The organism is Brevibacterium mcbrellneri ATCC 49030 (genome assembly GCF_000178455.1).
In the GTDB taxonomy this organism is placed as follows: Bacteria; Actinomycetota; Actinomycetes; order Actinomycetales; family Brevibacteriaceae; genus Brevibacterium; species Brevibacterium mcbrellneri.
This window is the reverse complement of sequence record NZ_ADNU01000023.1, coordinates 1-11,179: the sequence shown is the minus strand read 5'-3', so window position 1 is coordinate 11,179 and position 11,179 is coordinate 1. Positions and strand designations below refer to the sequence as shown.

Here is an 11,179-nt window from a genome sequence, read left to right as displayed (position 1 = left end):
AGACGCAACTGGGCACTATGCTCCGCCGAGCTACTCCCACTCGATCGTGCCCGGCGGCTTCGACGTGATGTCGAGAACCACGCGGTTGATTTCGTCCACTTCGTTGGTGATGCGGTTAGAAATCGTGGATAGCACATCGTATGGCACGTGAGTCCAGTCGGCCGTCATGGCATCTTCACTGGACACCGGACGCAAAACAATTGGGTGGCCGTAGGTACGGCCGTCGCCCTGCACACCCACCGAACGCACATCGGCAAGGAGCACAACGGGGCACTGCCAAATGCTGTCGTCCAGTCCTGCTCGCGTCAGTTCTTCGCGCGCAATGGCGTCTGCTTCACGGAGTACATCGAGGCGGTCCCGGGTGACTTCACCAATGATGCGAATACCCAGACCAGGGCCTGGGAACGGCTGGCGCCCCACAATAACTTCAGGCAAGCCCAGCTCACGCCCAATTTCACGAACTTCGTCTTTAAACAGCGCACGCAGAGGTTCGACTAGCTTGAACTGCAAGTCTTCGGGCAAGCCGCCTACGTTGTGGTGGCTCTTGATGTTGGCGGTGCCAGAGCCACCTCCGGATTCCACCACGTCTGGGTACAGCGTGCCCTGGACCAAGAATTCGATCGGTTCAGCGTCGTTGCGTGACTGGGCAACCAAGTCAGCAGCAGCTGTTTCAAACACGCGGATGAACTCACGCCCAATGATTTTGCGCTTCGTTTCAGGATCCGTGACGCCAGCCAGTTCGTTTACGAACTGATCGGCGGCGTCAACCGTCACTAGACGCACACCCGTTGAGGCCACATAGTCTTGTTCGACCTGTTTGCGTTCGTCCTTGCGCAACAGACCGTGGTCAACAAAAACACACGTGAGCTGATCGCCCACTGCTTTGTGAACCAGAGCGGCCGCAACTGCGGAGTCAACGCCACCGGACAGCGCGCAGATCACCTGCTTGTCCCCCACCTGTTGGCGGATCAATTCAACCTGTTCGTCGATGACATTTCCGGCAGTCCACGTTGGTTCGAGACTTGCGATCGAGTGCAGGAAGTTCTCAAGGGTTGCCTGACCGTACTCGGAGTGGAGCACTTCCGGGTGCCACTGCACACCGGCGAGCTTGCGTTCAGCACATTCGAACGCAGCAACGGGTGCACCTGGGGTGGATGCGACAACGGTGAACCCTTCAGGGGCTTCAGCCACCGAGTCCGAGTGCGACATCCACACCGTTTGGTTTTCTGGCTGGCCGTCTAATAGCTGCGAGGACCCTGCCACGGTCAGTGGCGTTGATCCATACTCCCGGGATCCTGTGTGGGCAACTTTGCCACCCAGGTTGTGTGCCATTGACTGGAACCCATAACAGATGCCGAACATGGGAACACCCAGTTCAAACACCTCGGGATCCAAACGGGGAGCCCCTTCAGCGTAGACAGAAGACGGTCCACCAGAAAGCACGATGGCCACCGGGTTCCGGTCCACAAAATCTTGAGCAGGAGCAGTGTGCGGGATGACTTCAGAGAACAAGCCGGCTTCACGAACACGGCGTGCGATCAGCTGGGCGTACTGTGCTCCGAAATCCACCACTAGAACGGGGCGCGAAGCAGTGGGAATTGAAGGTTGCATACCGTTATCCTATCGAGCTAACACGGGGAGGATTTAATCTGCTGGCGCAATGACAACAGCTTCGTCTAAACGCCGTTCTACCTCATGGTGTACCTTGCGTTCCCAGATAAACGACATGACGGGAACAACACCGGCAAGAGCCAACACGAGCATCCGGCGTAGCGACCACTTCATGGAGGAGGTGAGCCACCAGCTCGCCACCAAGTACACCACGTAGCACCACCCGTGGCAGATCGCGATCGCGGCTCCTAAGTTGAAGTTTCCAATGAGGAGTGCGGTTGAAGGATCACCACCCATGAGCGGGGTAATGATGTACTTGTAGATCATTTCAAGCGTCAGAATCATCAGCATGGTCCCCGTGATGAGGGCCATGACACGGTAGAAACGTTCCGCATTACGTGCCGAGGTGTAACGTGAGACCGTAAATACGGTTTCCGGGTCGTGCGCGTGTTCGTCAAACTCGGGTCGCTGGTCTTGCGGATCCTGCACGGTATGTCCTCTCCAATAGCTAGCGAAGCGCTAGTTGTCCAGGTTCTTTTGGCCTGGCTTTTTTACAACAACGAAGTGCTGGTGCTCGTCTTTTGTTTGCCTGCGGTATTCGTCGCGCAAGAGTCGCCACCAAATATAAAACGCGAATCCGGCAAACACTAGCCATTCCACTGCGTAGAAGGCTGATTGCACATCCAAACCGCCGGATTCTTGCGCGTGGAACGTCACGTGTTCGAGTTCGGGCCCTGATGCTTGAGCGCGCTGATCCGGTTCCGGAAACAGCATGGCGCCATACGAATAAACGTCAAAATAGTTGACGAGCTGCGCGGTAGAAACCGTGGTCACGACCTTGTCACCCACAGAGGGTTCGGGGGCTTCTGTGGGACCAATCCGCGCAACGAGCGTGTGTGTGCCTGACGGAGCCTGCGAGTTACGTGCGGTCGCCTCATCAGCGGTAAAACCTCGGACAACAGGGATCGCAACGGGTTTATCACCGCTGAGCCCGCCTCCCAGTTGCGCGTGATCAACGGTGAACATGGTGACAACCCAGAAACCAGCTTGCCCGTTCTGGTGACGCCCTTCAACGAGCACTGTGGCTTCAGGAACATAGGATCCGCTGACTTCTACCAGACGGTCGGTGTCACGCGACGGCATGGGAACTTGAGCCGAAACAACCTCATTCAGCGGGGTTTTGTCATCGGCGTACGCACTGGTTTGCACATCGTTCTTGTGTTGCGCGCGGTCTACCTGCCACATGGACAGGAAGACAAAAGCAGTTGCTAAAGCAAGAACAAGAACAAACCTCCCGATCCATCTGGGCGTGAAAGCCAAACGCAACATACAGTGACAGTTCCCTTATAAACCCTCTTAAACGTACGGAGCGACCGTCACGTCGACGCGCTGGAATTCCTTGAGGTCCAAGTACCCGGTGGTCGCCATGGACCGGCGCAGTGCGCCAGCCAGGTTGACCTCGCCCACTGCGGAGTGGCCGGGTCCAAAAAGTAGCTGCTCAAGTGGCGCAACGGTTCCCATCTCTACCCGCCGGCCACGTGGCAAGTGCGGGTGGTGAGCTTCGGCTCCCCAATGGAACCCTTGTCCCGGAGCTTCTTCTGCCCTCGACAAGGTAGAACCGAGCATCACGGCGTCGGCACCCATCGCAAATGCCTTCACAATGTCACCGGATGTGCCCAAACCACCGTCAGCAATCACGTGGACATAGCGCCCACCCGATTCGTCCATGTAGTCTCGGCGAGCTGCGTGAACATCGGCAATCGCGGTAGCCATGGGAACGTGAATTCCCAAAGTACGGCGGGTAGTTGATGCGGCCCCGCCACCAAAACCAACGAGAACACCGGCAGCTCCGGTACGCATGAGGTGCAGGCTTGCCGTGTAGGTGGCAGCACCACCAACAATGACCGGAACGTCGAGTTCGTAAATGAAGCGTTTGAGGTTGAGCGGTTCAGCTTCGCTTGAGACGTGCTCCGCAGAGACCGTGGTCCCGCGAATCACAAACAGGTCAACTCCAGCTTCGACCACGGTCTTCCAGAACTCTTGCGTGCGTTGCGGAGTAAGAGCCCCAGCGACTGTCACGCCTGCTTCACGAATTTCCTTTAACCGCGCCGTAATGAGTTCAGCTTTGACCGGTTCAGAATAGATTTCTTGCATGCGCACGGTCGCCTGGTCTTCTGGAAGCGATGCGATTTCGTCCAGGTACGGCTGTGGGTCTTCGTATCGAGTCCACAAGCCTTCCAGGTCCAACACACCCAGCCCGCCGAACTTGCCCAATGCAATCGCCGTTGCCGGTGAGACAACCGAATCCATGGGTGCGCCAATGAACGGGAGTTCAAAGTGGTAGGCGTCGATCTGCCATGCCAGCGAAACGTCTTGAGGGTCACGAGTTCGTCGAGCGGGAATCACCGCTACGTCGTCAAGAGAATAGGAGCGACGCCCCCGCTTACCGCGACCAATTTCAACTTCGTTACTCACCCTTTAAGGGTATCGCACGGTCAGTCGAAGAGAACCACCTGTCGAACAGCCTTACCGTCTGCAAGCGTGTCCATGGCGGCGTTGATGTCGTCCAGGCGCACGATTCCAGAAACCAGTTCTTCAACAGGCAGTTTCCCTTCGCGCCACATCTGTTCGTACTGAGGAATGTCACGCGATGGCACCGCGGACCCTAAATACGAGCCTACAACGGTGCGGGCTTCAGCGGTTAAGGTCAACGGGTGAATCTGAGAAATCGCATCCGGAGCAGGCAGTCCCACGGTTACCGTGGTTCCGCCCACGGCTGTGGCTGAATACGCGGTCTCAAACGCTTTCGGGTGCCCCGCTGCTTCGATCACAACGGGGGCTTTCACGCCAGCTTCTGCCACCTCGGCGGGGGTGTACACCTGGGACGCACCCAATTTACGGGCACGCTCCAACTTTTCCGGGTTGGCGTCCACACCGATCACTTCCTCGGTCCCCACGCTCAACGCGGTGAGTAGGGCCGCCATGCCCACGCCGCCCAGGCCAACGACCATGATGTCGTCGCCGGGAGCAGGTTTGCCCGCGTTCAGCACGGCGCCTCCCCCGGTGAGAACCGCGCAACCTAGGGGCGCTGCGATCTGGGGCGGGACGTCGGACCCCACTTTGACGACTGAGGCAGCATTGACAACAGCGTGGGTGGCGAACACACTCACGCCTAAGTGGTGGTTGATGGGTTCGCCGGGCTGCCCAGCCCGAGGGTGGGTGCTGTCACCGGATTCGCTGAGCCGGCGGATTTCCCCGTCAAACGGCAAGACGCCCGCGTTGTTCGACGCGGTCCCGGGCGTACATGGAAGCTTGCCGTCGGTCGCGCAGTTGGCGCACTGCCCGCACCGTGGCAAGAACACCGTCACCACGTGGTCGCCGGGGGTAAATTCGGTGACGCCTTCGCCCACCTTTTCGACGACCCCGGCACCTTCGTGCCCAAGAAGCATGGGAAGGGGCCGAGGTCGGTTGCCGTCCACCACTGACAGGTCAGAGTGGCACAGCCCGGCTGCGGTCATGCGGATGAGCACTTCATGAGGGCCGGGTTCGTCCAGTTCCACTGACGTGATGTCGATGGGACGGGACTGCGCGTAGGGGCGTTGCGCACGCATTTCGCGTAAGACCGCACCGGTGATTTTCATGAACCCTCCTGACCTGGCAAATCTGCGTTGCACTCATGGTATGCGCAACTCAACGCAAAGTGAGGGGTTCTAGCGAACTATTACTTCACGAGTTCAAAACGTTCCACAACACGTGCAGACGCCCAGAAGTGCAGTTCATACATGCACGCCTGACGGAAAGTCTTTTCCATCTTTTCGCGTTCTGCGGGGCGCGCGTTTTCCAGTTCGCGTTCCAGAATCTTGACAGCCTCACGTGTGCCAGCGTCGAAGTCTTCTGAGTCGTACTCTTCGATCCACTGCTTGTACGGGTGCGTGGCCATTCCGTCGCCTACCAAACGGGTGAGCACCTTGCCCACGTGGGCGTATACCCAGAAGCATGGGAGAACGCCAGCCACACCCACCTCGTACGGTTCAGTTGTGGCGGTTGCCATGAGGAATGACACGTATCCCAGGGTTGTAGGGGAAGCGACTGGTTTGCCGTTTTCGTCGTTGAGTTCGGCAATGTGGTGTGAGAATTCGTCGGACGCCAGCAGAGCTTCGTGCATTTCGTTTTCTACTGCAACGGCGGTTCCCGCCGAGGTCGCCCAGAACCGCATGTCGTCGTTGGTGGCGGCTCGGTGCCCCAGCAGAAGCATGGTGCGTGCGTACCCGTCTAGGTAGATTTCGTCCTGGATGAGGTAGTTGGTGAACGCGCGTGCGTCCAGGTCACCGGCTGCGAGTTCCTGCAGGTACGTGAGGTTTTCGGTTGCGGTGATGATGTCGTCGCAGGAGTCCCACAGGGCTTGCGTACGGGGGCCGGCAACGTAAAGGTTACGTAGTTCACGACCAATTTCGGCGGCCGAGGTCGTCGCAGTCATGAGTGTTCCTTTCAGTGGGGTGGGTTTTAGGGGGCTGTCGGTGGGACTTCATGGGGTTGGGATGGTGACCATGTGGTCGACGGGGCCGTGGGCCCCGTTGGGGTCGAGTGACAGTGTCCAGTCTTTGCCTGATTCCAAAGCGCGGGCGAGGTAGTCAAGGGCCGTCCCGACCACCTCGGGAACATCGAGGGTTCCTTCCAACGCCTGCCGGGCAGCAAGCGCGGTGATCGCAGCCGAGAGCGTGCACCCGGTTCCGTGGGTGTTGGGGGTGGTGATGCGCTGGTGGCGGTATTCGGTGAGAGTGACGTCGGTGCCGTCGTTGAGCGCCAGCACGTCGAGGACTTCATCACCTTCCCCGTGTCCTCCTTTCACGAGCACACCGCGAGCGCCACGTTCGATCAGTTCGCGTGCCTGGTAGCGCATGGTGTCGAGGTCGTGGGCGGGCTCAACGTCGTCACCTAAGAGCAACGCAGCTTCAGGGAGGTTGGGCGTGATGACATGGGCGGCGGGCACCATGAGCGTCCGCACGGCATCCACGGCGTCCTCTTCTAGCAAGCGGTGCCCGGAGGTGGCCACCATGACAGGGTCAACAACGAGGAAGCCTAGACCACCTCGGCCGGCGCGTTCTGCAACCATTTCCACGAGCTGCCGCGTGCCCAGCATCCCAGTTTTGGTCGCGTCCACGGGCATGTCCGTCAGCACCGAGTCAAACTGGTCAGACACGAAGTCGGTGTCAATCCCGTACACGCGGGAGACTCCGTGCGTGTTTTGGGCGACCAGCGCGGTAATCACCGAAGTTCCGTATGCGCGCAGGGCCGTAAAGGTCTTTAAGTCGGCATGAACACCTGCTCCACCGGAGGGGTCGGTTCCCGCGATACTCAACGCGACAGGGGGTCGTGACATGTCGATCTCCTTATCGTGTGGGGTGGTTGGTTTGGGTTCCCCCACGAGGGTCAGTTGCGAAATGCGTCGTAGATTTTGTGCGCTTCGGCTTGTGGGTCTGCGGCAAGGCAGATTGCTGATACCACGCACACTCCCGAGACCGAGGTGTCCTTGAGTTGCGCTGCCCGTTCCGCGTTGATTCCGCCAATGGCAAAGACAGGAATCGCCGAGATGGCTGTGAGGTTTTTGAGCGTGTCGATTCCGAGCCCAGCTGGGGCGCCTTCTTTGGTTGCGGTGTCCCATACGGGCCCCACGCCCAGAAGGTCCACTCCCCCGTTTCCGAAGTCGCCGTGTGTGCGGGCAACTTCGATTTCTTCCGGAGTGTTGGCTGACAGGCCTATCAGCGGGGAGTTGCCGATGAGTTCGCGGACACGTGGCACGCTCGTGTCGTCTTGTCCCACGTGGACGTGGATGTCGTGGCCGTCGTTGATGAGGCTGGCTGCGACGTCGACGCGGTCGTTAACAAAAACAGGCACGGGGCGCGTGATGTTGTAAGCGCTCCGGGCGTTCTCGACGGCTTCGAGAACGCTCAGCGTGAGTTCGGCGAACGTGGCGTCGGTGGCGTGCTTGTCGCGCACTTGCACAATTCCGGCGCCTCCGGCTACTGCAAGCTCAACCGTTTGCGCCACCGTGCGTCCCGCCTGTTCGCACATTTTGGTGTCGGTGATGAAGTACAGAGACCCGTCGATGTCTTTCAAACGCGGGTTGGTCACAGTTCCTCCGTAGTCACGTTGATTGCGTGCAGGTCAGTTTCGGTAACTTCGTGGAGCTGGTCCAGGAAGTGAACTTTGAAGCTGCCTGGCCCGTCTGCCAGTTCGTGTGCTCGCAGACCGGCTGCCGCGAAGTGTGCGTGCGCGGTCACGGTGGCTTGGTGGTAGCGGGTGAGTTTTTCTTCAGTGGTGGCTGATTCGCCGAGGAAGTGGTGGGCTGTTCCTGCGTACCCTGCTACGAGCGCGCCCAAGGAGCAGCCGGTTCCAACGACGAGAGGCATGTAAGTGGATCCACCTTCAACGTGGCTGACATAGGTGGTGCCGTCGATTGTGGTGACGATCGCGTCGGTGGGGCCAGAGATCGCGACAACGGAACCGTATTCGTTGCTGATCTTACTCGCGGCAGGCAAAGCCGATTCGACGTCGTCAACTGCTTCGATACCTCGGGCACCCTGACCCATTCCGGCAAGTCCCGCCACCTCTGAGGCGTTTCCGCGCACCACGGTGGGGCGTTCGCTTAAAGCCCGGAAGACCCGGGCGGTTCGGAACGGAGCCACGCCCAGACCAACGGGGTCTAGCACCCAGGTGGTTCCGTCCTCGGTGCGTTGCTGCACGGCAGCGTCAATGGACAAGTACGTGTGCGAGCTGGGGGTCCCAAAGTTCACAGACACACCATTGGCGACCTTGGCGAATGCGGCTGCGTCAGCTTCGTGGTCAACCATGGCAGGTGAGGCGCCGGATGCGAGCAGAATGTTCGCAGCAACTTCTTGCACCACGGTATTGGTGATGCATTGCACCAGGGGCGTGAGTTCACGCATGTGAGTGAGAAACGCAGGAGTGAATTCTGAAGCGTTTCCAGTACGGCTTTCAGATACAGATGTCATGCTGACTTCCCTTCGCAGGTCTTAACCAAACAGGTTCACGGGTATGATCTCAGCCTTCAACGGCACCCCGAGTCTGCATCACACTGTACCTGTGCTGTGTGAGTTTTGCTAACCCTCCTTAGCGCGACTGGTAGTTAGGCGCTTCCACCGTCATTTGAATGTCGTGTGGGTGGCTTTCTTTCAGTCCCGCAGCTGTCAGGCGCACAAACCGACCTTGCGCTTTGAGCTCAGGGATGGTGCGCGCTCCCACGTAGAACATAGTTTGGCGCAGTCCACCCGTGAGCTGGTAGGCAACGTTCTTGAGTTCACCACGGTAGGCGACCCGGCCTTCTACACCTTCTGGGATGAGGTCAGTGTCAGTGGCGACATCGGCCTGGAAGTAGCGGTCCTTGGAGTACGAACGGCCCTTGCGTGGCGCCATGGCACCCAAAGAGCCCATGCCACGGTATGTCTTGTACTGCTTACCGTTGACCAAGAGCAGTTCACCGGGAGCTTCTTTACATCCGGCCAAAAGGCTGCCCAGCATCACTGAGTCCGCACCTGCAACAAGGGCTTTTCCGATGTCACCGGAGTACTGGAGGCCACCGTCTCCGATCACCGGAATGCCAGCTTCGCGTGCAGCCTGGTAGGCCAGGTGAATCGCGGTGACCTGTGGGACACCCACACCTGCCACGATTCGAGTGGTGCAGATTGACCCCGGCCCAACGCCCACTTTGATAGCGTCAGCGCCTGCGTCGATGAGTGCTTGGGCACCTTCGCGAGTAGCGACGTTTCCGCCAATGACTTGGACGTTAGAGAACGCGGGGTCTTTTTTGAGGGTTTTGATCATGTCGGTGACACCGCGTGCGTGGCCGTTTGCCGTGTCAACCACAAGCACGTCAACACCAGCTTCAGCAAGGAGGCCAGCACGCTCTAAAGCGTCACCGTAGAAACCAACGGCTGCACCAACAAGCAAGCGACCTTCGGAGTCTTTGGACGCCAGGGGGTACTCTTCGCTCTTGACGAAGTCCTTCACCGTGATGAGACCGCGGATCACGTTGTTGTCGTCAACGAGCGGCAGTTTCTCAATCTTGTGTTCAGCCAGAAGTTCAAAGGCTTCCTCTGAGCTCACACCCACAGGCGCTGTGATCAGAGGAGATTTTGTCATGACTTCGCCAACCGTTGTGGTGGTGAACTCTGCTCGTGGAACAAACCGCAGGTCACGGTTGGTGATGATTCCGACGAGCACATCGTTGTCGTCCACGACCGGCAAGCCCGAAATGCGGTACTGGCCGCACATTTCGTCGAGTTCTTGCAAGGTCTTGTCGGCAGTGATGGTCACGGGGTCGGTGATCATGCCCGATTCGGAGCGCTTCACATAGTCGACCTGGGCAGCTTGGTCTTCTTTGCTCAAGTTGCGGTGGATGATTCCAATTCCACCGATCCGTGCCATGGCAATGGCCATCCGGCTTTCTGTCACCGTGTCCATGGCGGCTGAGATCAGGGGAATGTTGATGTCGAGTTCGCGTGTTAACCGGGTGCGGGTCGACGCTTCAGATGGGATGACGTCAGTGTCTCCGGGGAGCAACAGTACGTCGTCGTAGGTCAAACCAGTAAGTGAAAATGGGTTTTCTGCTTCACGGAAATGCTGTTCAACTTCGCTCATTGGATTCTTCCCCTTCGTCCTGCCGATACAGGCAATCCTAACGCTTTCGACTGGCAGTCATGACCATAAGGGTGTGAGTGTCAAGCCCCGGGTTTCATAGACAGTGGTTACCTGGCGTCGATAAGTTCCGCGTCGGCGGTCTGAGTTGATTGCTGTTCCCGGTGGGCGTTTTCGTACTCTGAAGTGTCCCAGGTTTTGTTCCGTTTGAGTAGATGGGAAAATTTGGAACATGCCAAGGAAATTTGATCAGGATGCGAAGGACCGTGTGGTCCGTCTTGTAGAGGACCGTTTCTTGGCAGAGAACATGTCGATGCAGGCCGCGTGTCAGGCAGTGGCCCCTAAATTGGGGGTTTCATGGCACACGGCTCGTCAGTGGACTCAGCAGGCTCGCCGCGCTGGAAAGATCTCAGAGCCAATGCCTGAGGATTTGGTCGCGGAAAACGCGAGGCTACGCCGTGAGAATCAGGAGCTGCGTGACACGAATGAGCTGCTGAAAGCTGCCTCAGCTTTTTTCGCCTCGGAACTCGACCCGAAACGTCGGAAATGATCCGGTTCATTGATGAGTATCGGAATCGTTTCTGTGTCGAGTTCATCTGTAAGACGTTGAAGAATAGCCGGGCTGGTGGGTTCATCACCTCGCGTGGTTATCGCCAGTCCAAAGCCCGTGGACTCAGTGCTCGTCGTCTTCGTGACGCTGTGCTGGTTGAACGCATTAGTACAGTGCATAGAGATAATTACGGTGTTTACGGTGTGCGGAAGATGTGGCATGCTCTTCGTCGCGACGGAATCGATATCGGTCGTGAACAAACCGCTCGGCTGATGCGCCTGGCCGGTGTGTCTGGCAAGAGTAAAGGACGTGTGCCTAGAACCACTTGCAAGCCTAACGTGCCGGATTTGCGCCCGGATTTGG

Annotated in this window: 12 protein-coding genes; 2 read left to right on the top strand and 10 right to left on the bottom strand. The window is 58.4% G+C overall.

The window, feature by feature from the left end:
- Positions 1 to 30: 30 nt before the first annotated feature.
- The 10 genes from guaA to guaB all read right to left on the bottom strand — a co-directional run bounded on the left by guaA (position 31) and on the right by guaB (position 10,269).
- Positions 31 to 1,611, bottom strand: coding sequence for a glutamine-hydrolyzing GMP synthase (gene guaA, locus HMPREF0183_RS04110; RefSeq protein ID WP_005883095.1), 1,581 nt, complete (start codon positions 1,609 to 1,611; stop codon positions 31 to 33).
- Between the two features lie 33 nt (positions 1,612 to 1,644).
- Positions 1,645 to 2,100 carry a DUF3817 domain-containing protein gene (locus HMPREF0183_RS04105; protein WP_005883093.1) on the bottom strand — a complete coding sequence of 152 codons (456 nt, stop codon included), beginning with the start codon at positions 2,098 to 2,100 and terminating at the stop codon, positions 1,645 to 1,647.
- A 30-nt stretch (positions 2,101 to 2,130) separates the two neighbouring features.
- Complete coding sequence (locus HMPREF0183_RS04100; protein WP_005883091.1) at positions 2,131 to 2,940, bottom strand: SURF1 family protein; 810 nt, start codon at positions 2,938 to 2,940, stop codon at positions 2,131 to 2,133.
- Between the two features lie 27 nt (positions 2,941 to 2,967).
- Complete coding sequence (locus HMPREF0183_RS04095; RefSeq protein WP_005883089.1) at positions 2,968 to 4,086, bottom strand: GuaB3 family IMP dehydrogenase-related protein; 1,119 nt, start codon at positions 4,084 to 4,086, stop codon at positions 2,968 to 2,970.
- 20 nt (positions 4,087 to 4,106) lie between these two features.
- Positions 4,107 to 5,252: an alcohol dehydrogenase catalytic domain-containing protein gene (locus HMPREF0183_RS04090; protein WP_005883087.1), complete on the bottom strand. Its 1,146-nt coding sequence runs from the start codon at positions 5,250 to 5,252 to the stop codon at positions 4,107 to 4,109.
- A gap of 80 nt (positions 5,253 to 5,332) precedes the next feature.
- Positions 5,333 to 6,088, bottom strand: a complete 756-nt coding sequence (locus HMPREF0183_RS04085; protein ID WP_005883085.1) for a TenA family protein — start codon at positions 6,086 to 6,088, stop codon at positions 5,333 to 5,335.
- Between the two features lie 48 nt (positions 6,089 to 6,136).
- A complete protein-coding gene (gene thiD, locus HMPREF0183_RS04080) occupies positions 6,137 to 6,991 on the bottom strand; it encodes a bifunctional hydroxymethylpyrimidine kinase/phosphomethylpyrimidine kinase (protein ID WP_040348001.1) in 855 nt (284 codons plus the stop codon).
- 50 nt (positions 6,992 to 7,041) lie between these two features.
- Positions 7,042 to 7,743: a thiamine phosphate synthase gene (thiE, locus tag HMPREF0183_RS04075; RefSeq protein ID WP_005883081.1), complete on the bottom strand. Its 702-nt coding sequence runs from the start codon at positions 7,741 to 7,743 to the stop codon at positions 7,042 to 7,044.
- Positions 7,740 to 8,624 (bottom strand): hydroxyethylthiazole kinase, encoded by an 885-nt coding sequence (gene thiM, locus HMPREF0183_RS04070; RefSeq protein WP_005883080.1) that lies wholly within the window; start codon positions 8,622 to 8,624, stop codon positions 7,740 to 7,742. The genes thiE and thiM overlap by 4 nt, the downstream gene beginning before the upstream one ends.
- A gap of 118 nt (positions 8,625 to 8,742) precedes the next feature.
- Positions 8,743 to 10,269: an IMP dehydrogenase gene (guaB, locus tag HMPREF0183_RS04065; protein WP_005883078.1), complete on the bottom strand. Its 1,527-nt coding sequence runs from the start codon at positions 10,267 to 10,269 to the stop codon at positions 8,743 to 8,745.
- Positions 10,270 to 10,498: 229 nt separating this feature from the next.
- Here guaB and HMPREF0183_RS04060 point away from each other — a divergent pair, with 229 nt between their 5' ends.
- Both HMPREF0183_RS04060 and HMPREF0183_RS12455 read left to right on the top strand, forming a co-directional pair.
- Positions 10,499 to 10,816: a transposase gene (locus HMPREF0183_RS04060; RefSeq protein ID WP_005883074.1), complete on the top strand. Its 318-nt coding sequence runs from the start codon at positions 10,499 to 10,501 to the stop codon at positions 10,814 to 10,816.
- A partial coding sequence (locus HMPREF0183_RS12455) for an IS3 family transposase (RefSeq protein ID WP_156798123.1) occupies positions 10,813 to 11,179 on the top strand: 367 nt, incomplete at its 3' end. The genes HMPREF0183_RS04060 and HMPREF0183_RS12455, both read left to right, overlap by 4 nt.

Bases quoted from the DNA above. Each gene is read 5' to 3' on its own strand.
- HMPREF0183_RS04090 (WP_005883087.1), bottom strand. From the start codon at position 5,252: ATGAAAATCACCGGTGCGGTCTTACGCGAAATGCGTGCGCAACGCCCC.
- HMPREF0183_RS04100 (WP_005883091.1), bottom strand. From the start codon at position 2,940: ATGTTGCGTTTGGCTTTCACGCCCAGATGGATCGGGAGGTTTGTTCTT.
- thiD (WP_040348001.1), bottom strand. From the start codon at position 6,991: ATGTCACGACCCCCTGTCGCGTTGAGTATCGCGGGAACCGACCCCTCC.
- HMPREF0183_RS04060 (WP_005883074.1), top strand. From the start codon at position 10,499: ATGCCAAGGAAATTTGATCAGGATGCGAAGGACCGTGTGGTCCGTCTT.
- HMPREF0183_RS04085 (WP_005883085.1), bottom strand. From the start codon at position 6,088: ATGACTGCGACGACCTCGGCCGCCGAAATTGGTCGTGAACTACGTAAC.
- thiM (WP_005883080.1), bottom strand. From the start codon at position 8,624: ATGACATCTGTATCTGAAAGCCGTACTGGAAACGCTTCAGAATTCACT.
- guaA (WP_005883095.1), bottom strand. From the start codon at position 1,611: ATGCAACCTTCAATTCCCACTGCTTCGCGCCCCGTTCTAGTGGTGGAT.
- guaB (WP_005883078.1), bottom strand. From the start codon at position 10,269: ATGAGCGAAGTTGAACAGCATTTCCGTGAAGCAGAAAACCCATTTTCA.